Annotated in this window: 21 protein-coding genes; 7 read left to right on the top strand and 14 right to left on the bottom strand. The window is 63.7% G+C overall.

Annotated features, from left to right (window positions below):
• Positions 1 to 14: 14 nt before the first annotated feature.
• From ubiT to DXT59_RS02090, 6 genes are all read right to left on the bottom strand, one after another.
• Positions 15 to 497, bottom strand: coding sequence for a ubiquinone anaerobic biosynthesis accessory factor UbiT (ubiT, locus tag DXT59_RS02115; protein ID WP_116135288.1), 483 nt, complete (start codon positions 495 to 497; stop codon positions 15 to 17).
• Between the two features lie 10 nt (positions 498 to 507).
• On the bottom strand, positions 508 to 1,410 hold the full coding sequence (gene ubiV, locus DXT59_RS02110) for a ubiquinone anaerobic biosynthesis protein UbiV (RefSeq protein ID WP_116135324.1): 903 nt from the start codon (positions 1,408 to 1,410) through the stop codon (positions 508 to 510).
• A gap of 40 nt (positions 1,411 to 1,450) precedes the next feature.
• On the bottom strand, positions 1,451 to 2,467 hold the full coding sequence (ubiU, locus tag DXT59_RS02105) for a ubiquinone anaerobic biosynthesis protein UbiU (protein WP_116135323.1): 1,017 nt from the start codon (positions 2,465 to 2,467) through the stop codon (positions 1,451 to 1,453).
• Positions 2,468 to 2,489: 22 nt separating this feature from the next.
• Positions 2,490 to 3,728 (bottom strand): NAD(P)H-dependent flavin oxidoreductase, encoded by a 1,239-nt coding sequence (locus DXT59_RS02100; protein ID WP_116135287.1) that lies wholly within the window; start codon positions 3,726 to 3,728, stop codon positions 2,490 to 2,492.
• Positions 3,729 to 3,812: 84 nt separating this feature from the next.
• Positions 3,813 to 5,201 carry an oxygen-independent coproporphyrinogen III oxidase gene (gene hemN, locus DXT59_RS02095; protein ID WP_240324365.1) on the bottom strand — a complete coding sequence of 463 codons (1,389 nt, stop codon included), beginning with the start codon at positions 5,199 to 5,201 and terminating at the stop codon, positions 3,813 to 3,815.
• A 179-nt stretch (positions 5,202 to 5,380) separates the two neighbouring features.
• Positions 5,381 to 6,241: an MBL fold metallo-hydrolase gene (locus DXT59_RS02090; protein WP_116135322.1), complete on the bottom strand. Its 861-nt coding sequence runs from the start codon at positions 6,239 to 6,241 to the stop codon at positions 5,381 to 5,383.
• A gap of 91 nt (positions 6,242 to 6,332) precedes the next feature.
• On the opposite strand from DXT59_RS02090, the gene DXT59_RS02085 reads away from it, so the two are divergent.
• From DXT59_RS02085 to DXT59_RS02065, 5 genes are read left to right on the top strand one after another with little or no spacing between them, the layout of a single operon-like run.
• Positions 6,333 to 6,668, top strand: a complete 336-nt coding sequence (locus DXT59_RS02085; protein ID WP_116135285.1) for an ArsR/SmtB family transcription factor — start codon at positions 6,333 to 6,335, stop codon at positions 6,666 to 6,668.
• Complete coding sequence (locus DXT59_RS02080) at positions 6,665 to 7,090, top strand: YeeE/YedE family protein (protein WP_116135284.1); 426 nt, start codon at positions 6,665 to 6,667, stop codon at positions 7,088 to 7,090. The genes DXT59_RS02085 and DXT59_RS02080 overlap by 4 nt, the downstream gene beginning before the upstream one ends.
• A gap of 1 nt (position 7,091) precedes the next feature.
• Positions 7,092 to 7,517 carry a DUF6691 family protein gene (locus DXT59_RS02075; RefSeq protein WP_116135283.1) on the top strand — a complete coding sequence of 142 codons (426 nt, stop codon included), beginning with the start codon at positions 7,092 to 7,094 and terminating at the stop codon, positions 7,515 to 7,517.
• A gap of 16 nt (positions 7,518 to 7,533) precedes the next feature.
• Positions 7,534 to 8,781 (top strand): NAD(P)/FAD-dependent oxidoreductase, encoded by a 1,248-nt coding sequence (locus DXT59_RS02070; protein WP_116135282.1) that lies wholly within the window; start codon positions 7,534 to 7,536, stop codon positions 8,779 to 8,781.
• Between the two features lie 16 nt (positions 8,782 to 8,797).
• Entirely contained in the window at positions 8,798 to 9,616 is an 819-nt protein-coding gene (locus DXT59_RS02065; protein WP_116135281.1) for a sulfite exporter TauE/SafE family protein, read from the top strand.
• 23 nt (positions 9,617 to 9,639) lie between these two features.
• On the opposite strand, the gene DXT59_RS02060 is transcribed toward DXT59_RS02065, so the two are convergent.
• Genes DXT59_RS02060 through DXT59_RS02035 form a run of 6 tightly spaced genes read right to left on the bottom strand, consistent with a single transcriptional unit; the run spans position 9,640 to position 14,801 of the window.
• Entirely contained in the window at positions 9,640 to 10,428 is a 789-nt protein-coding gene (locus DXT59_RS02060) for a c-type cytochrome (protein WP_116135280.1), read from the bottom strand.
• Entirely contained in the window at positions 10,425 to 12,050 is a 1,626-nt protein-coding gene (locus tag DXT59_RS02055) for a b(o/a)3-type cytochrome-c oxidase subunit 1 (protein ID WP_116135279.1), read from the bottom strand. The genes DXT59_RS02060 and DXT59_RS02055 overlap by 4 nt, the downstream gene beginning before the upstream one ends.
• Positions 12,040 to 12,609, bottom strand: coding sequence for a cupredoxin domain-containing protein (locus DXT59_RS02050; RefSeq protein ID WP_116135278.1), 570 nt, complete (start codon positions 12,607 to 12,609; stop codon positions 12,040 to 12,042). Before DXT59_RS02050 ends, DXT59_RS02055 begins: the two co-directional genes overlap by 11 nt.
• A 9-nt stretch (positions 12,610 to 12,618) precedes the next feature.
• A complete protein-coding gene (locus DXT59_RS02045) occupies positions 12,619 to 12,801 on the bottom strand; it encodes a hypothetical protein (RefSeq protein WP_116135277.1) in 183 nt (60 codons plus the stop codon).
• 12 nt (positions 12,802 to 12,813) lie between these two features.
• Positions 12,814 to 14,097 (bottom strand): c-type cytochrome, encoded by a 1,284-nt coding sequence (locus tag DXT59_RS02040; protein WP_116135276.1) that lies wholly within the window; start codon positions 14,095 to 14,097, stop codon positions 12,814 to 12,816.
• On the bottom strand, positions 14,094 to 14,801 hold the full coding sequence (locus DXT59_RS02035; protein ID WP_116135275.1) for a c-type cytochrome: 708 nt from the start codon (positions 14,799 to 14,801) through the stop codon (positions 14,094 to 14,096). The genes DXT59_RS02040 and DXT59_RS02035 overlap by 4 nt, the downstream gene beginning before the upstream one ends.
• A 246-nt stretch (positions 14,802 to 15,047) precedes the next feature.
• On the opposite strand from DXT59_RS02035, the gene DXT59_RS02030 reads away from it, so the two are divergent.
• Both DXT59_RS02030 and DXT59_RS02025 read left to right on the top strand, forming a co-directional pair.
• Complete coding sequence (locus DXT59_RS02030; protein ID WP_162877907.1) at positions 15,048 to 15,848, top strand: helix-turn-helix domain-containing protein; 801 nt, start codon at positions 15,048 to 15,050, stop codon at positions 15,846 to 15,848.
• Between the two features lie 107 nt (positions 15,849 to 15,955).
• Positions 15,956 to 16,147 (top strand): glycine zipper 2TM domain-containing protein, encoded by a 192-nt coding sequence (locus tag DXT59_RS02025; RefSeq protein ID WP_240324362.1) that lies wholly within the window; start codon positions 15,956 to 15,958, stop codon positions 16,145 to 16,147.
• A 90-nt stretch (positions 16,148 to 16,237) separates the two neighbouring features.
• Here the strand turns inward: DXT59_RS02025 and DXT59_RS02020 are convergent, their stop codons facing one another.
• Positions 16,238 to 17,407: a porin gene (locus DXT59_RS02020; protein ID WP_116135320.1), complete on the bottom strand. Its 1,170-nt coding sequence runs from the start codon at positions 17,405 to 17,407 to the stop codon at positions 16,238 to 16,240.
• 147 nt (positions 17,408 to 17,554) lie between these two features.
• A partial coding sequence (locus tag DXT59_RS02015; protein WP_116135273.1) for a sulfate adenylyltransferase subunit 1 occupies positions 17,555 to 18,836 on the bottom strand: 1,282 nt, incomplete at its 5' end.

Raw genomic sequence — 18,836 nt, 5'->3', positions numbered from 1 at the left:
TTTTGGACAAAAACCTATTTAGTCGTTTTGGCTGGCCCACCGGCGCGCATCCACCCGGCCAGCGCGAGCGGCGCGAGACGATCACTAAGCAGCGTCGACAAATCAATCGCATCGAGCGAATTCTTCACGAGCAAGCCAAGTTCGGTATCGCCTTCCATCGTCAAGCGGCGGCTGAAGAAAAGCGTGTCCGGGTCTTGCGTTCGGCGTGCCAATTGGACGAAGTCATAGGCGCTCGCACTGATCGTGAGCGCCACCTCGCCTTCATGCTTGGCGGCATGAAAAATCCCGTCCTTGCAAGCGAAATCAAAGGATACGCCGGCATCGCGTACCTCTATACGCAGCGTGCGCCCTTCGAGATGCCGCAACGTATCGCCGGCCCAATACGGCTTCAATACGAAGTTCAAACCGCTCGTAAACAAGAACGACCCCGGATAGGCGGGCAGTTTCGACAACACCCCCCGAATCAATGCAGGCACTTCAAAGGCAACCCGGCTCATGCACGCTCCCTCATCGCTCCACCCATGTCTGCTCATGCTGGGCGAGCCCCGGCATGCCGTACCAGTAGCCGTCGCAGCGCGACTCGGGCATGAGGCGCTCCATGCGCTCGAGCGCTTCGGTTCCGGTCGTGCGCTCGTCGACGGCATCCCGGAAGATCTCTACGATCTCGCTCATCGCTGTCGATTGCGGGCTCAGGCGCAGCACATCGACGCCGAGGCGCTTGAACGTATCGACCGAATCGATGACGTTATAGACGCGCGCCGATTGGATCGACACACCGTTGAGCACGAGAAACGGCTCGCCCTCGCGCGTGCGCAGCGTGAGTCCGTCGGGATGTTCGAGGCAGACGTACTGGCAATTCTCGCGCGGCAAGTTTCGATTGCGCGCGGTAAAGCATCGCGCCGAAAACGCGAGCGGCATGCGCCCATAGGCGAACACCTCGGTCTCCAGGCCCGCCGGACGCTCGGCCTGCATGCGCGCCAGCGCATCGGCGCTCATTTCGAGCGGCGCCACCCAGCGCTTGGCGCCCGCGTCCGCCAGCACTTGCAGCGTGGGTTCGTTGTAGACGTTCAGCCAGGGACCCGCCACGAATGCCCCGCCGTTCGTGCAGTGCGCGGCGCCCATGTCGTTCGCCTCGACCCAATAATGACCGTTGCCCGCCACCGCTTTCATCGTCGCGACATCCTTGCCCGATTCGAGCAAAATCTGCGTCGAAAGCACGACTTGCTTGCCGGCGTCGGTCAGCATCTCGGCGATATCCATCCAATCGGCCGGCCGCAGCTCGTGACGGCGCGCGCAAACGGTCTCTCCCAGATAAACGATGTCGGCGCTCGTGCGACTCATCGCCTCGTAAAACCGCAGCGCCGCAACGCGCGACCAGTAGTAATGGATCGGACCTATCGCTATCTTCACTGAATGCACTCCGGCGCGCGGCCCGCACGGCCGCGCCGCGTCATTTCCATGGACGGTGGTAAGCACCGAGCGTGTGCTGTTGCCCCTCCGCTACCTGATCGAGGGCGCTCATCCACGCGGGCTTGACGCTATAGCGCTGCGCGTTGGCTAGGCACTGGTCGATGGCCTCGCGCCAGACGCGCGTCACTTGCGCCACGTAAGCGGGGCTGCGCTGGCGCCCTTCGATCTTGACCGCGCGCACGCCCATCGCCATCAAACGCGGCAGCAATTCGAGCGTATTCAGGCTCGTGGGCTCCTCGATCGCGTAATAGCTTTCGTCGCTCACGTCGAAACGGCCCTTGCACAAAGTCGGATATCCCGCGTTTTCGTCGTCGGCGTAGCGGTCGATCAGCACGCCGTTCAGGCGCGACTCCAAGCCTTGCGGCGTTTTTTGCCACCGCACGTGCTTGGCCGGCGAGCAAACGCCATGGGTATTCGGCGATTCGCCGGTGACGTACGACGACAAGGCGCAACGGCCCTCGACCATCACGCACAGACTGCCGAAACCGAACACTTCGAGTTCGACCGTCGTGTTTACAGTCACGTGCTCGACCTGCGTCAGCGAAAGCACCCGAGGCAACACCGCGCGTGCGATGCCGAAGCGCGTTTGATAAAAGTTGATGGCTTCGTAGTTCGTCGCCGAGCCTTGCACCGATAAATGCAGGCGCAAATCGGGGTGGCGTTCGCGCGCATAGCGCATCAGACCCGGGTCGGCCATGATCACCGCATCGATTCCGGCCGCCGCCGCGCGATCGACGGCGGCTCGCCACACGGGCCAAGCCGCCGGCTGGGGGTAGGTATTGAGCGCGAGAAATACCTTGCTGCCGCGTGCGTGCGCATAATCGATGCCGCTCGCGATCGACGCCGCGTCGAAGTTCAAGCCCGCGAAGTTGCGCGCGTTGGTCGCGTCGCGAAACCCGAGGTAGACGCAATCGGCGCCGTTGTCGACCGCGCTTTTCAAGGCGGGCAAGCTCCCCGCCGGGCACACCAGTTCCATCGTTGCGGAGCGATCGTTCATCGTTGAAATGTCATCGGCCGGCTTATGCCGCCTCATGAAAGCGCGCGCCTATCGAGTGCGAGCAAGGCGATTCATCGCCGGACGGACCCGCCGGGGCACTCTCGTGCTCCACCATCGTTCCGGTCAGCATGTATTCGATCAATTCGCGCGCCGGACGGATCCGCTTCCCGAACGGCAGCGCCTCCGATCCACGGAAGAAGAGTCCCCGTTTGACGTCGCCCTCCAGCGCATAGGCGAGCCGCTGGTCGATACAGAATTGACCTTGCTTGGCGATGCCGTCGCGCAGCCCGCATTGCTGCAGGCAATCGAAGCCGACCGTGCATTTGCGCGGCCTGGCCACGCGCTGCAGCTTCGCTTCCTTCTCGAGGTAGTCGGCCAGCCACGGCGTGCGTACGGCGCGGGCCGGAAGCCCGGCCACGCTCATGAAGGTGACGATATCGTCTGGTGCGGCTTCGACGAGCACCTTCTTGAAATTCGGATGCGCGTCGCCCTCTTCGGTCACGGCGAACGGCGTGCCCAATTGAACCGCGGTCGCGCCCAGCGCGATGAGCTCTCGAACTTGCTCATGCGTATGGATGCCGCCCGCGGCGATAAGCGGAATCTTTTCGCGCTCGAGGCCGAGTTCCCTGAACAGCGTCAGCGTCCCCTGGATGACTTCGGGGAATGCGAAATTCGGATTGACGACGCCCTCGAGCGTCGGCGCGCCCAGATGTCCCGCCGCATAGCGCGGGTTTTCGATGACGACGGCATCGGGCAGCCGTTGCTTGCGCATCCACTTCTTGAGCACGAGGCCGATGCCGCGCGCATCCGACAAGATGGGAATCAACGCGACATTGGGATGGTCGCTCGTGAGTTCGGGCAAATCGAGCGGCAACCCGGCTCCGACGACGACGGCATGGGCACCGCTCTCGCATGCGCAGCGCACATAGTCGGCATAGGCGGACACGGCCCGCATCACGTTCACGGCCACGGCGCCGTTGCCCTTCGAAAGCTCGAGCGCGGCTTGCACTTCGCGTTGGAGCGCTTCGAGATTGATCGAGTCGATGAGCGCCCGGTCGCGCGAACGCGCCGTCTTCGCCATCAGATCGGGATGATGCCGCCGCAAATCGACGCTCGATATCGTGCCGAGCGCGCCGAGCGAGGCGACGGTACCCGCTAAGCGATGCGCGGACACGCCCACCCCCATTCCGCCCTGCACGATGGGCAACAGCGTTTTGCCCTTGATATGCAGGGGTTCGAAACCAGCCTTCGGCACTGACACAGGACATCCTCAACACGATCGAAGTACGCGACAGTGTGGAGCGAGCCGCGCGCGCGGACCTTAACCTGGGTCAAGAAGGGTGCTTTAGATCAATTTCGAATACGAAGCCGCGCTCGGTCGTCCGAGGTATTGATCGAACATCATTGCACAAGCACGGACGAACAAGCGTCCCTTCGGCAAGATGCGAATGCCTTCCTCGTTCATTTCGACTAGCTCGGCTTCGACAAGCGGCGCCAGCGCGCGAAGCTCGTCCTCGAAGTAGCGCGCGAATTCGATATCGTGCCGGGCCTCGATCGCACGATATTGCAGCGGCATGCTGCACATCAACGTCATCACGATCTCGCGGCGAAGGACGTCGTCGGCCGACAACGTCAGCCCGCGTTCGACCGGCAGTTTGCCCTCGTCCAAACGCTCGTAATAAGTCTTCACCGAGCGCGTCGATTGACAATAGCTGCGCCCGATCTTGCCGATTGCCGATACGCCGAAGCCCACGAGATCGCATTCGGCCTTGGTCGTATATCCCTGGAAGTTCCGGTGCAGACTGCCCGCGCGCAGCGCCCGGCTCAGTTCGTCATCGGGCTTCGCGAAATGATCGAGGCCGATATAGACGTAGCCCGCATCGAGCAAGCGCTGCGTCGCGCGCATGAAGATGCGCAGGCGGTCCTCGGCGCGCGGCAACTCGCTCGCGTCGATCAGCCGCTGCGCCTTGAACCGGCTCGGCAGATGCGCGTAGTTGTACAGCGCGATGCGATCGGGTGCGAGCCGTACGACCTCGTCGAGCGTGCGGTCGAAGCTTGCGACCGTTTGCCGCGGCAAACCGTAAATGAGGTCGACGTTGATCGACTCGAACCCCGCATCGCGGCTCGCGCCGAGGGCGCGTTCGACCATGGCGAGCGGCTGAATCCGATTGACGGCTTGCTGCACGGCCGGATCGAAATCCTGCACGCCAAAACTCGTCCGATTAAAGCCCAACGCACCCAATTCCGAAAGCGTATCGGCCGTGACCGTGCGCGGATCGATCTCGACGCTCAGCTCGGCGTTGGGGGCGAAATCGAGGTGACGACGCAACGTATCGGTCAGACGCGCGAGTTCGGCGAGCGTGAAAAAGGTCGGCGTGCCGCCACCGAGATGCAGTTGCGAAACGTGCCGTTCGCCGCCCATCTCGGGCGCGACCATCGCGATCTCGCGCAGCAGATAGCCGAGGTATTCAGCCGAACGGCTGTGATCGCGCGTAATGATCTTGTTGCACGCGCAGAAGTAGCAGAGCGACTCGCAAAACGGTAAATGCACGTAAATCGAAAGCGGCGGCTTCGCGCTCGCCTGGGCCCGTTCGGCCAGATGGCCGCGATAGGCCGCCTCGTCGAACTCGGGAGCGAAGCGATCGGCGGTGGGATAGGACGTATAGCGCGGGCCCGCGGTGTCGAAGCGGCGAATCAACGCCTCCGACCATTCGATATCGGTCAAGCACGCCATGCCGGTGTGCTCGCCGCCGCCCGGCACGTCGCAGCGAGGCTGCGGATAAGCTGACATGTTCTTTCTCGTAACGGGTCTCGGCCTCACGCCGATTCTCGATCATTATCGAGCGCGCGAGCCCCGCGAACTTGATGCATGTCAGCAATGGTTCTATCTGAAGCGCGTACGGGCAGGGCGCGTCATAGCGCGTTCAAAGGAATCTTCAGATAGCGCACGCCGTTCGATTCGGGCGGCGGCATATCGCCCGCGCGAATATTGACCTGCACGGCGGGCAGAATCAGCACGGGCATCGAGAGCGTGCGATCGCGCGCGGTCCGCATATCGACGAATTCGCGTTCGGATATGCCCTCATGCAAATGGACGTTCGCGCGCCGCTCTTCCTCGACGGTGGTTTCGCATCGCGGCTCGCGCGTGGCGGGCGGATAGTCGTGGCACATGAACAAGCGCGTGCTCGGGGGCAGCGACAGCAGTTTTTGCACCGAGCGGTAGAGAAGGTGGGCATCGCCGCCCGGGAAATCGCAGCGCGCCGAACCCACATCGGGCATGAACAGCGTGTCGCCGACGAACACGGCATCGCCCACCTGATATGCCATATCGGCCGGCGTATGGCCGGGCACGTGGATGGCACGCGCCTGCAATGCGCCGATCGAGAACCGTTCATCGTCGGCGAACAGATGGCCGAATTGCGCGCCGTCTTCGGCAAGATCTGCCCCCAAGTTGAACACGCTCTTGAACTTATGCTGAACGGTGCGAATGTGCTCGCCGATGCCGATCGTGCCGCCTAGCCGAGCCTTCAAATACTGCGCGGCCGAGAGATGGTCGGCATGCGCGTGCGTTTCGAGGATCCATTGCACCTGCAAGCCGTGCTCGCTGACGAATGCGATCACGCGATCGGCCGACTGCGTGCACGTACGGCCCGACTTCGGGTCGTAATCCAACACCGAATCGATGATGGCCGCCTGCGTTCCATCACCCGCGTGCACGACGTAGGTGAAAGTGGATGTCGCGGGATCGAAGAACGGCTCTACGCACAGATGCATCGTCATGCCTCGGGTCAAACTGGGTGTTGCCTAACAATATATACATTCATATAATGTTGGTCAACATATTGTTAGGTAAGGTGCGGCGCACATGCAAGACCAGCTTAGTTCACCTCTCTCGGAAGCATTGCGCGAATCGGCGGCGCAATGCTGCGCGCTGCTCAAAGCGATGGCGCACGAGGACCGCTTGTTGCTGCTGTGCCAACTCACCTCGGGCGAGCACAACGTCGGCGAACTCGAGGCGAGCGTCGGGCTGCGCCAGCCGAGCCTTTCGCAGCATCTGGGCGTGTTGCGCGAAGAAGGGCTCGTGGCCGCCCGGCGGGATGGCAAGTACATCTACTACAGCCTCGCGAGCCATGAAGTCGTGCGCATCATGCAGACGTTGTCGGAATTGTTTTGCGGCAAGGCCAAAGGCGGGAGCGTATGAGCATCGACACGCTGCACTTCACGCCCGGCGCCGCTTTGGCGGGCGGGCTCATGATCGGCGCGGCCGCGGGGCTCTTTGTGTTGCTGGGCGGCCGTATCGCGGGCATCAGCGGCATGCTTGGGCGTTTGATCGATACGACCCCGGCCGATCGCGCCACGCCGCTTATGTTTCTGGCGGGGCTCGCCGCCGCACCGTGGCTATGGCGGCTTTTTGCGCCGATGCCCGAGATCGTCGTCGCGGCATCGAATCCCATGCTGATCGCGGCGGGGCTGTTGGTCGGTTTCGGCACGCGGTATGGATCGGGTTGCACGAGCGGTCACGGCGTGTGCGGCATCTCGCGCGGCTCGAAGCGCTCGTTCGCCGCCACCGCGACGTTCATGTCGTTCGGCTTCCTAACCGTATTCGTTCTGAGGCACCTCTAACATGCTTGCTGTGTCCGCGTTTGCCGCCGGCTTGCTCTTCGGCCTCGGCCTCATCGTCTCTCGCATGGCCGATCCTGCGAAGGTGCTCGGCTTTCTCGATATAACCGGCCGCTGGGACCCTTCGCTCGCGCTCGTGATGGGTGGGGCGGTCGCCGTAGGCGCAGCGGCATTCGCGGTTGCGCGCCGCCGCGGCAAGACCCTCTTTGGCGCGCCGATCTCATGGCCCGCGGCCACCCGGCTCGATCGCCCGCTCATGGTCGGCAGCGCGATATTCGGCATCGGCTGGGGACTCGCGGGCTTTTGTCCCGGTCCCGCGCTCGTCGCGGCCTCGAGCGGCCAATCCAAGGCTTGGCTCTTCTTTCTCGCGATGCTCGCGGGCATGGCGCTTCATTCGCTTTTCACGCGGCGCCTTGCCGCACGCACCTGATCGGGAGGTCTCGCTGATGGCAATACAATCCGCGCCCGCTTGCACCTGGGACAGCACGTTCGACGTCGTCGTGGTCGGCGGCGGCTCGGCCGGCATCGCCGTAACGGCGAGCCTGCTGCGTCGTCAAAGCGGCCTGAAAATCGCCGTCGTCGACCCGCGCGACACGCACGATTACCAACCGGCATGGACGCTCGTCGGCGGCGGGCTGTTCGATATCGGACGCACGCGCCGGCCGATGAGCGAGGTCATCCCCGAAGGCGTGACGTGGATCCGTGCGACCGTGACCCGCATCGAGCCCGAGGACAATTGCTTGCGGCTCGATAACGGGCAGACGTTGCCGTATCGCGATCTCGTCGTCGCGCCCGGGCTGCGGCTCGCCTGGGAGCGCATCGAAGGCCTCGAGCAAGCGCTCGGCAAATATGGGGTGACCTCGAACTATCGTTACGACTTGGCGCCCTATACGTGGGAACTGGTACGGTCGATTCAGAGCGGCTCCGCACTGTTCACGCAACCGGCGATGCCGATCAAATGCGCGGGCGCCCCGCAAAAGGCGATGTACCTCGCATGCGATCACTGGCGGCGCTCGGGCGTGCTCGATCGTATCAACGTGGAATTCAATACGGCGGGCGCCGTCTTGTTCGGGGTGGCCGCCTTCGTGCCGGCGCTGATGAAATACGTGACGCGCTACAGCGCCAATCTCGCCTTCAGCTCGAACCTCGTCGCGGTCGACGGCCCGGGTAAGGTCGCGCACTTCGACGTGACGAACGCCGACGGCGTCGTCTCGCGCGTGACCAAACCGTTCGAGATGATTCACGTCGTTCCGCCGCAAGTTGCGCCCGATTTCATTCGTGACAGCCGGCTCGCCGACGCGGCCGGCTGGTGCGAAGTCGATCATGCCACATTGCAGCATCCGCGCTATGCGAACGTGTTCGCGCTCGGCGACGTCTGCTCCGCGCCGAACGCCAAAACGGCCGCCGCCGCCCGCAAGCAAGCGGTCGTCGTCGCCGAGAATTTGCTCGCGATGCGCGCGGGGCGCTCGATGCCGCGCCGTTACGACGGCTATGGCGCCTGTCCGCTGACAGTGGAACGCGGCAAGGTGGTGCTCGCCGAATTCGGCTACGGCGGCAAGCTCTTGCCGACGTTTCCGCTGGACCCCACGCGGCCCAGCACGTTCGGCTGGCTGCTCAAGGCGAAACTGCTGCCGTGGTTCTACTGGAACGGCATGCTCAAGGCGCGCGAGTGGTTTACCAACACGAGCGCTTGACGGTGCAGGCCCGGCTATGACGGAACCCTTTGTCATCAGCGCGTCGCTCGGCGCGCTCGTTGGCGTCATTCTCGCGCTGACGGGCGCGGGCGGCGGCATCGTCGCCGTGCCGCTGCTCGTGTTCGGGCTCAAGCTCGATGTCGCGACGGCCGGGCCGATCGGCTTGGCCGCGGTCGGCATCGCCGCGGCGCTCGGCGCGTTGCTCGCGTTACGGGAAGGGCGCGTGCGCTACAAAGCCGCGACACTGATGGCCGGCGCCGGGGCCGTCGTCTCGCCGCTCGGTCTATGGCTCGCGCGCCGGGTGCCGAATGCGCCGCTCATGCTGCTATTCGCGCTCGTGCTGTTCTATGTCGCGGTTCGCATGTTTTTGCAGCAGCGCGCCGGCGCACGGGCGAGGGGCCCCGAGCGCAATGCGCAGGCCGCGTGCCGCCTCGACGAAGTGCGCGGCAAGCTGGCGTGGACGCTGCCTTGCGCTCGCGCGCTCGCCCTTTCCGGCGCGCTCGCGGGACTGCTGTCGGGATTGCTCGGCGTGGGCGGCGGATTCGTCATCGTCCCGGCGCTGCGCCGTATCTCGGACATTCCAATCGAGGGCATCGTGGCAACTTCGCTCGCCGTGATCGCGTTCGTGTCGATGTCCGGCGTCGTGGCCTCGAGCGTCAGCGGCCATATGGCGTGGGCCGCGGCGCTGCCGTTTACGGGCGGCGCCGTCGCGGGCATGCTCGGCGGGCGCCTCATCGCCCGGCGCTTGAGCGGCAGCCACATCCAGCGCGGCTTCGCCGCCTTCGCCGCAGTCATCGCGCTCGCCATGATGGTCAAGGCTTCGTCGATGATTTAACGGCTCGCCCTCAGGGCTCGCCGTTAGGGCTGGCTCGAATAATAACGGGCGGCCGCGTCGATCTCGGCCGGCGTCATCTGCCTGGCCACGTTGCGCATCTGCTCGCCGATATCGTTATGACGATCGCCCGTCGCGAACCCTTGCAACTGCGCTCGGACATAGGCCACCGGCTCGCCTTCGAGCCAAGGCGCGCCGGCCTTGTGATCGGCCGCGCCGTGGCACGACGCGCACGGTGCAATGTTGCGCATCGGCGAGCCCGAGGCGACGATCTGGGGCACCGGCTGGCTCGCCGGGTGATAGCCGACGAGCTTGGGCAGGCTCGCGTAGTACGCCGCGAGGTCGCGCATGTCTTGCTCGGACAACGTCCCGACCATCGGGCTCATCACCGCGTTCGTCCGCGCGCCGCTGCGGAAATCCTTGAGCTGCTTGTAGATCACGGTTTCGTACTGACCGGCCAGATTCGGCGAATTCGCTTGGCTGATGCCCTGCGGGCCGTGGCACATCGAGCAGCGCAGCGCAAGCGTGGCGCCGCGCCCGATCGAAAGCGGATCGCCGTGCGCGAACGTCGAAGGCGTGACGACCACGTCGCTCGTTTTCACGCGCGACGTGACGGGCGTCGAGACAAACCACTGCTGCGGCACGCCGGCGGCGCTGCAGATCGCGTTCCAAATGCCCGCGAATTGCGAATCGGTCTGGACCGAAGGCAGCCAAACGAAGCCGATCAGAATCGACACGATGGCCACGCCGGCGGTCAGGCCCACGCTGACGGTAAACCAGCGATTGCGCAGCGAGAATAGGCGTTCGTTGCTCATCGCGCGCCTCCCATGTAGATCGCCGGCACCGACGTTTGATTGAGCGCGATCAATTGCGCGATCGGGTAGCCGTAGTTCACCACGGTCAGTGCGATCATCAGCGCGACCCACAGACCGAAACTGTTGAGCGCGACCGGCAGCTTCGCGGGCGGGTGCACGGCCGTGGCGAACTGGAATTTCGGCTGTGCGCTCGGTTGCCCGCGATGACCGCGCGCGAGCACGATGAAGAACAAGATGCCGGAGACGACGAGAATCAGCGCGCCGACGAGCGACATATCGACGGTGATGGCCTCGGGCGCGATCGCCGGATTGCTGTAGTCGAAGTAGGCCATCCGTCGCGGCATGCCGAGAATCCCGGCGTAATGCCACGGGAACGTCGTCACGATCATGCCGATGAACCACAGCCACAGTTGCCAACGTATGAGCTTCACGCTCTTGAGTGCGCGGCCCGTGAGTTGCGGCCACAACTCATAGGCGATCGCGAAGTACATGATCACGATGGCGCCGCCGAAGATCAGATGGAAGTGTCCTGTGATCCACTGCGTATTGTGGATCGTCGAGTCGAGCTGGTAGCTCATATTGATGAGCCCGCCGGCGCCGCCGAAACCGAGCATGACGAACGAGAACGCAACGGCCAGCATCATCGGCTCATGCCAGGGCAGCACGCGCAGCCAACCGAACGGGCCGCGCCCGCCGCGCAAGCGTCCCGCAATCTCGACCGACGCGCAGATCGTGAAAACGGTCAACAGCGTCGGCACCGAAACGAGCGCCGTAAATACCGATTGCAGGAACTTGAAGCCCGAACCGACTTGCGGATCCGCGAACAAGTGGTGAATGCCGATCGGCATCGCGATCACGAGGAACATGATGAACGAGATGCGCGCCATCGCATCGCTGTAAAGGCGCCCGCCGACGGCGCGCGGCACGAGCGTGTAGTAGGCGATGTACGCGGGCATCAGCCAGAAATACACGATGGCGTGCAGTGTCCACGAGAAGAACACGCGCGCGAGGCCGGAGTCGATCGTCGATTTGAGTCCGAGCGCGACCGGCAGGATCTGAAAGAGGATCTCGATCGCGGCGCCGACGGCCGTCCAAGCCCAAAGATACGACCCGGCCACGTTGGCGAACATCGCGAGCGGCACAGGCTTACCGGGGTTCGCCCGTTTCCAGGTACGCAGATTGATCGACATCAGCGCGACCCAGATCCACGAGCCCACGACGACGAGCACGACTCCGATGTAGTAAAACGCGTGGCCGACCATCGGCGGATAGAACGTATAGAGCACCGAGGCGCGGCCGAGCGCGACGGGAATCACCGCCATGACCGATCCCACGGCGACGAGCCACCATCCGAGCCACGCCCAGCGCTTGCCGACGAGCGGCTGATCGAGCGACATCTCGCTGATCGCGTAGCCGAAGCCCATCGCGATCAGCGTGGGGAACACATAGCCCATGACCGAGCCGTGCGCCGTGACCGAACGGTAATAGAGTTCGGGCTGCTGCAGCCATGCATGCATGGGACTGCGCACGTACATTTGCCAGGCGCCCAGCAACAGTGCGACGCCGAACGTGGCGAACGCGAACCAGAAATGGGCCAGTACGAGTCGTTTGTTATTGAGCACAGCTAAGCCTCCGCGCGTTGGCCGCGAGCGTATCGAATGCGGCGCGATCGAGCACCTTGACGTGCGCCCACATGCCTTCGTGGCCCGTGCCGCAGTATTCGTGGCACGGCATCAGGTGTTCGCCGCTCGCCGCAAAACTCGTCTTGAAGGTCGAGACGTACCCGGGCTCGACCATGGAATTGATATTCGTATCGGCGATCAAAAAGCCGTGCACGACGTCGGCGCTCGTCACGCGAAACGTGATCGGCGTATTCGCCGGCACGACGATGCATTGCGGCGTGAAGGAGTATTGCTGCGCGACGATGCGCACGGTCACGGAGCCGTCGGTCTCCACGGCGCTGCCCAAATTGCTTTCGATGAATTCGCCCGATACGTGCAGCGTCGTCGGATCGACCGTCTCGACGCGCGAGGGCGGCATCATCGCCCAGTGCAGTCCGGTGTAGACGACCATCGCAACGAGCAACACGATGATGGCAACGACGAGCGCCGCCCATTTGCGCTCGACGCGCGCCGCGACCGCGGCGCTGTCGGCGTGGCTGGAAGAAGGAGTGTTCGACATGTCGCTCGCTCAGTGAATGACGCCGCGCGGCAAAAAGACCAGGAAGTAAAACGCGAACCAGAGCGCGACGACGATGGCCGTCGCGATGCCGGCTACGGCGATGGCCCCGGCCGGCCCCGAGCGCACGATGTCATCCACCCGCTGGGTCTCGGGATCGTTGGCGCTTTCATGCGCCTCGTTGTTCGGATTCATAACGTCCTCGATTCAATAAAGCGGCGCCGAGCGCAGCGCGTTCGCGTCTTTCGCCGTCACGGGCGTGCCGTGATTGCCCCAGGCCGTGCGGATGAACGTGACCACCGCCGCCACTTCGTCATCGGAGAGCGACTGGGCGAACGGCGGCATGCCGTAGGGCGAGGGGTTCTTCGCGGTGCCCGGCGCGTATCCGCCGTTGAGCACCATCCGGATCGGATTGACGGCCGAGGTCATTTGGATCGACTGATTGTTCGCGAGCGGCGGAAAGTCGGGCAATTTGCCCTCGCCGTGCTTACCGTGGCAACTCGCGCATTGGGCGTCGTAAATCTTCGAGCCGAGTTGCGCGAGCAGATTGCGCTCCTCGCCGGAGACGGCGCTCTTGCCGTTCGCCGTGTCGGCGCCGCCGTGCTGCGGCAACGACTTCAGGTAAACCGCCATCGCCTTCACGTCGTCATCGGACAAATATTGCAAGCTGTCGTAGACGACCTCGGCCATCGGTCCATAGACGGCGCCCCGCTTGGACGTGCCTTTTTGCAGTAGGTCGGCGATATCGGTAATGCTCCAATCGCCGAGGCCCGCCTCCTTGTTCGACGTGAGCGAAGGCGCGTACCAGTCTTGCATCGGGATCAAACCGCCCTCGAACGCCTTCGACTCCGAACTGCCGCCGAGCGCGTTGATCGCCGTGTGGCACATCGAGCAATGGCCGAGTCCTTGAACCAGATAGGCGCCGCGGTTCCATTCGACCGAGCGCATGGGGTCGGCCTGATACTCGCCTTCGCGGAAATAGAGCGTGCGCCAGCCGAGCAGGAGTTCGCGGTTGTTATACGGGAAGCGCAGCTCGTGCGGCCGGTTCGGCTGATGCACGGGCGGCACGGAGCGCAGGTAGGCGAAGATCGCGTCGGAGTCGGCGCGCGTGACCTTCGTATATGCGCCGTAGGGCATGGCGGGGTACAGCAGCGAGCCGTCGCGCGAGCGGCCGGAATGCATCATCCGGTAGAACTCGTCGGCCGTCCATGTGCCGATCCCCGTCTCGTTATCGGGCGTGATGTTCGGCGAATACAGCGTGCCGAACGGCGTCGGCATCGGCCGGCCGCCGGCGAACAGTTTGCCGGTGGATTGCGTATGACAGGCGATGCAATCGCCGGCGCGTGCGAGGTACTCGCCTTGCCTGACGATGTCCGAACTGGGCCCTTGAGCGAGCGCGAGCGCGCTCGATGCGGCAAGGACGAGGCCCGCGCCCACGCGCGCGAGGGTGCGTGAAAGAGAATGAATGGCTGGCACGAAAGACTCCGTCATTGCGGTTCGCTGCCGCAACGCAGCGGCATCTTCAAGCTTCCCGCCGGGGCGAACGCGGCGTTGGCGGCCCCCGGCGATGCCGCGAGCCACGCGGCAACGGCGGTGATGTCGTCGTTCGTCAAACGCGAAGCGACTTCATGCATGCAATCGGGCGCTAACGATTTGCGCGTGCCGTAGCGCCAAGCGCCCAGTTGCGCGCTGATGTAATCGGCGTGCAACCCAAGCAGCCCGGGAACGGCCGGCTCCATGCCGGTAAGCGCGGCGCCATGGCAAGCGGCGCAGGCTGGAATGCGCTTGCCCGGATCGCCCGATTTGACGAGTTGTTCCCCGCGGGCCAGCAACGGCGCCGATACGGCCGCGGTGACGGCGGCCGGGTAGGGCGGACGTTGCGCCGCGAAGTACTCGGCGATGCGATGCAGGTAGGCGTCGGGCAAGTAGGCCAGCAGGTAGTTCATCGGCGGGTACTGACGCCGGCCGTCGCGGAACGCGGCGAGCTGGTTGTACAAGTATCCGGCCGGCTTGCCCGCCAAGCGAGGAAAGTAGTCGTTGTCGGTGCCTTGGCCTTGCGCACCGTGGCAGGCGGCGCACGCCAGCACGCGGGCTTGCATGGTGTCGGGCGCCCGCTCGGGTTGCGCGTCTTGCGCGCGAGCGGTCACGCCGATGAGTGCGGTCAATACCACAGCGGCGATTTTTCTTTTGAGCATCACGTGATCGTCTCCGAGGGACACGACGATATACGGCGGCGAGAAGTCAGGACCCCGATCCGATCGCCAAAACCGCGTAATTACAACAGAGGGTTAAGCATATCGACTTGATTTGGATCATGCGTTTTGACGTCCCGCCCCGCATGGCGCCGGGCTATGCGACCGTTGGCCGCGCCGCATATGCGTGACAAAGTGGCCGCAACAAAAGAAGCTAACCACGTCGATCGATGCAACAGGAGAATAGGAATGTTCGGGACTAGCGACCGGGATAGCAAACACAACGCAGCCAACTCGGCAACCGGGGCGATCGCGTCCATCGAGGTGCGTCCTCGCTCGGCCTTGGGCGGTACTTCGTCCTCCTGCAAGAGTTGCGCGCTGCGCCCCGTATGCGCCGTGAACCCAGACGAGCTCGCCTGCTCGCAGCAAATGGAAGACCTCGTGCTGGGCTATCGCCATGTGAAGAAGGGCGAAGCGCTGTACCGGTTCGGCGACGTGTTCACTAATTTATATGCCGTCCGCACGGGTTCGTTCAAGAAAGTGACGCTACTCGCCGACGGTCGCGAGCAGGTGACGGGCTTTTACGTTTCGGGGGAATCGCTCGGCGTCGACGGCATCGCGGAAGATCACTACGCAAGCGACGTGATCGCGCTCGAAGACAGCAGCGTCTGCGTGATGCCGTTCGATCTATTGGAATTGCTCACGCGCGAGGTCAAGGCCGTCCAGCACCATGTGTTTCGCATGCTCAGCGCGGAACTCGTACGCGAGAGCAACTCGATGATGCTGCTCGGCACGATGACGGCCGACGAGCGCGTCGCCGCATTTTTGCCCGATCTGTCGAGCCGCTGGCAGGCTCGATCCTATTCGCCGAGCGCATTCGTGTTACGGATGACGCGCGAGGAAACGGGCAGCTTCCTCGGCCTTAAGCTGGAAACGGTCAGCCGAACACTATCGCGTTTTCAAAAGCAAGGAATCATTGAGGTACACGGGAAGGAAGTGCGGATTCTCGATTTCGCCGCCCTGAACGAAGTCGCCCATCGGGCTGCGTGATTGCCGCCCGGCATGAACCTTGCGTGCCGCTTGTATGCGTTTTGCAACCTTGCATGGGGCTCGCTCGAGCGTCGACGCGCTAGGTCGAGCCGATGGGAGACATCATCATGAAACGATCAGGACGACTAAGGTTGGCTTGCATAACCGGCGCGGCGATGCTCGCGCTTCTGAGCGGATGCACGCTGGGTGGTGCAGCCGTCGGCGGCGTCGCGGGTAATAAACTGACGCACGGCAGCACGCTCGGGACGGTGGGCGGTGCGGTAGCCGGGGGCGTTGTCGGCTACGAACTCAGCAAATAACGGATTCGCATTGAAAAAAAGGGGGCGCACGAGGCGCCCCTTTTTTACTGCATCGGCCAGGCCGCGCACGCCGCCTGCCGCGCCACATCATTAGAACTTATGACGAATGCCCACGCGCGCGGCAACTTGCGATTGCGAGTTGTTGCCCGACGGGCCGAAGTAGCTCGTCGAGTCGCCGATTTGCGCTTGCAGCGGCGTCGTGCCGTTGGTGCCCGAAGCATTTTGGTACACGCCGAGGACGTAGACGTCCGTACGCTTGCTCAGCGCGTAGTCGAGGCTCAGATCCACCTGGTTGAAGTGACCCGAGGCTGCGTCGGACAAGTGCATATACGTATAGCCCAAACCAGCCGTCAGGGCCGGCGTGAACGAGTACTTGCCGCCCGCTTCATAGGCGTCGAACACGAGGTTCGAGGGGCCCGTGCCCGGCAATTGGACCAGACGCGTGTTCGTCCACGATGCCCAGAATGCCGCCGGACCCATCAGGTAGCGCGCGCCGAGGCCGAACGTGCGCAGTTCCTTGATGTTGTTCGCGCCGATCGGCGATTGGTTCGAGATCGTCGTCGGCACACCCGCTTGCTGGCTCGGGAAACGGATGTCCGTGTAAGCGGCGCCGACACCGATCGGGCCAGCCGCGTAGTTCAAGCCGAAGCTGTACGTGCGAGCCGAACCGGCCACCGCCGTCGCGCCGCTGCCCGTACCCGGGGCACCGGCGAACGCGCCGGCTTGGTTCGAGAAGCCGTACAACGCACCGAACGTGAAGCCCGCGAAGTTCGCGCTTTGGAACTTGACCGAGTTATCGATGCGGCTCGACGTCAGTTGGTCGATGTCGTTGATGTGGTAGGCATAGTTGCCGGCGACCGTGTTGCTACCGGTCGTGTAGTTGCCGAGCACGTCGGTCGACAGCGAGTACTGGCGGCCGAACGTCACCGAGCCCATGCCGTCCTTCGTGAGGCCGACGAAAGCTTGACGGCCGAATTCACGGCTGTTTTGGCCCAGCGTACCGTTGCCGCTGTTGAAGCCGTTTTCCAACGTGAAGATCGCCTTCAGGCCGCCGCCCAGATCTTCGCTGCCCTTGATGCCCCAACGGCTGCCTTGCGCGACGCCGTCGTCGTACTTGTACAGGCTCTTCGAGTTGGTACCCGCGTGATTGACGTAGCTCACGCCGGCATCGATCAAGCCGTACAGCGTAACGCTGCTTTGCGCGTGCGCCGCGACACCGATGCTGCCGAGCACGGCAGCCACAAGAATACGTTTGTTCATCATTTCTCTTGAGTGGTCTTTGTTGAATTGGTAGCGGCCCCTATAGCGCCGGGGCGAATTTTTGCCGATTTCCACGGCACCTTTATGAACTTTTTGTTTAACGTGGCGAAATGCCCACACTCATTATTTCAGTTTCAGCAATACATTCTATTCAGCGGTCGTACGAATCATGCCCGCCGCTACCGTATGGTGCGTGGCTTCGTCGATGAGCACGAAGGCGCCCGTCGCCGGCTGTGCATCATAGGTGTCGCAGACGATGGGCTTTTGCAGCATTACCGTAACGCGCCCGATATCGTTCATTTTCAAGTCGCGTATGCCGCTCATCGTCGATAGGGTATGGACATCGAGAACCCGTTGTATAGAACCGATCCGCGCGAATACCGTATTAGTCGTCTGCTTGAGCAGATATTTACGCTGCGTGGAAAGCGGCTCGTCGTCGAACCAGCACAGATCGGCCTCCAGTTTCTTGGCCGGCTGCGGCGCCGCTTGCACCGCCACGAACGTGTCGCCGCGCGAGACGTCCACGTCCTGCGCCAAGCGGATCGTCACCGTCTGGCCCGCGAACGCGCGATCCACTTGCGCCGTGCCGCCCGGCACCGGAGCAATGATTTCGGCCACCGTCGCCTCGCGCGCCGCCGGCAACACGACGATCGCATCGCCCACGCGCACCTCGCCCGCTTCGACTCGGCCCATGTAGCCGCGGAAGTCGTCCGCGCTCGAGCCGTCCTGACGCGCCACCCACTGCACCGGGAAGCGCAGCGCCTCGCCCGTGGGCTGCGCAACGGGCAGCGCTTCGAGCACGTCGAGCAGCGGCTCGCCCGCATACCACGGCATCCGCTCGCTCGCCTGCACGATGTTGTCGCCCTTGAGCGCCGATACCGGCACGAAGCGCACGCCCGCAATGCCTAATTGGCGAGCCAACTCCACGTAGGCATCGCGAATCTCGTTGAAGCGCGTCTCGCTGTACTCGACCAAGTCCATCTTGTTGATCGCCACGATCACGTGCTGCAAGCCGAGCAGCTTCACGATCGCGCTATGGCGCTTGGTCTGCGGCAATAGCACCGTCTGGCCGTCGTCCGTCTTCGTCACGCGCGTCGCATCGACGAGGATGATCGCCGCGTGCGCCGTGGACGCGCCCGTCACCATGTTGCGCGTGTACTGCTCGTGCCCCGGCGTATCGGCGATGATGAACTTGCGCCGCGCCGTGGCGAAATAGCGATAGGCCACGTCGATCGTGATGCCTTGCTCGCGCTCGGCTTCCAAGCCGTCCGTGAGCAGCGACAGATCGATGTCCTCGCCCACCGTGCGCTTGTTCTTCGCGCGCGAGAGCGCCGAGAGCTGATCGGAGAGCACGGCGCGGCTGTCGTACAGCAAGCGCCCGATCAGCGTGCTCTTGCCGTCGTCCACGCTGCCCGCCGTGATGAAACGC

The sequence above is a fragment of the Trinickia diaoshuihuensis genome, from assembly GCF_003390925.1.
Classification (GTDB): domain Bacteria; phylum Pseudomonadota; class Gammaproteobacteria; order Burkholderiales; family Burkholderiaceae; genus Trinickia; species Trinickia diaoshuihuensis.
The sequence above is the reverse complement of the archived record's forward strand: the minus strand, read 5'-3'. Positions and strand labels throughout refer to the sequence as shown.

What these genes read in the sequence shown, in the direction of transcription:
- DXT59_RS02040 (WP_116135276.1), bottom strand. Translation starts at nt 14,097, where the DNA reads ATGACGGAGTCTTTCGTGCCAGCCATTCATTCTCTTTCACGCACCCTC.
- DXT59_RS02030 (WP_162877907.1), top strand. Translation starts at nt 15,048, where the DNA reads ATGTTCGGGACTAGCGACCGGGATAGCAAACACAACGCAGCCAACTCG.
- DXT59_RS02025 (WP_240324362.1), top strand. Translation starts at nt 15,956, where the DNA reads ATGAAACGATCAGGACGACTAAGGTTGGCTTGCATAACCGGCGCGGCG.
- ubiT (WP_116135288.1), bottom strand. Translation starts at nt 497, where the DNA reads ATGAGCCGGGTTGCCTTTGAAGTGCCTGCATTGATTCGGGGGGTGTTG.
- DXT59_RS02045 (WP_116135277.1), bottom strand. Translation starts at nt 12,801, where the DNA reads ATGAATCCGAACAACGAGGCGCATGAAAGCGCCAACGATCCCGAGACC.
- DXT59_RS02070 (WP_116135282.1), top strand. Translation starts at nt 7,534, where the DNA reads ATGGCAATACAATCCGCGCCCGCTTGCACCTGGGACAGCACGTTCGAC.
- DXT59_RS02090 (WP_116135322.1), bottom strand. Translation starts at nt 6,241, where the DNA reads ATGCATCTGTGCGTAGAGCCGTTCTTCGATCCCGCGACATCCACTTTC.
- DXT59_RS02035 (WP_116135275.1), bottom strand. Translation starts at nt 14,801, where the DNA reads ATGCTCAAAAGAAAAATCGCCGCTGTGGTATTGACCGCACTCATCGGC.
- DXT59_RS02085 (WP_116135285.1), top strand. Translation starts at nt 6,333, where the DNA reads ATGCAAGACCAGCTTAGTTCACCTCTCTCGGAAGCATTGCGCGAATCG.
- DXT59_RS02060 (WP_116135280.1), bottom strand. Translation starts at nt 10,428, where the DNA reads ATGAGCAACGAACGCCTATTCTCGCTGCGCAATCGCTGGTTTACCGTC.
- DXT59_RS02020 (WP_116135320.1), bottom strand. Translation starts at nt 17,407, where the DNA reads ATGAACAAACGTATTCTTGTGGCTGCCGTGCTCGGCAGCATCGGTGTC.
- DXT59_RS02080 (WP_116135284.1), top strand. Translation starts at nt 6,665, where the DNA reads ATGAGCATCGACACGCTGCACTTCACGCCCGGCGCCGCTTTGGCGGGC.
- ubiU (WP_116135323.1), bottom strand. Translation starts at nt 2,467, where the DNA reads ATGAACGATCGCTCCGCAACGATGGAACTGGTGTGCCCGGCGGGGAGC.
- DXT59_RS02075 (WP_116135283.1), top strand. Translation starts at nt 7,092, where the DNA reads ATGCTTGCTGTGTCCGCGTTTGCCGCCGGCTTGCTCTTCGGCCTCGGC.
- DXT59_RS02050 (WP_116135278.1), bottom strand. Translation starts at nt 12,609, where the DNA reads ATGTCGAACACTCCTTCTTCCAGCCACGCCGACAGCGCCGCGGTCGCG.
- hemN (WP_240324365.1), bottom strand. Translation starts at nt 5,201, where the DNA reads ATGGCGTGCTTGACCGATATCGAATGGTCGGAGGCGTTGATTCGCCGC.
- DXT59_RS02065 (WP_116135281.1), top strand. Translation starts at nt 8,798, where the DNA reads ATGACGGAACCCTTTGTCATCAGCGCGTCGCTCGGCGCGCTCGTTGGC.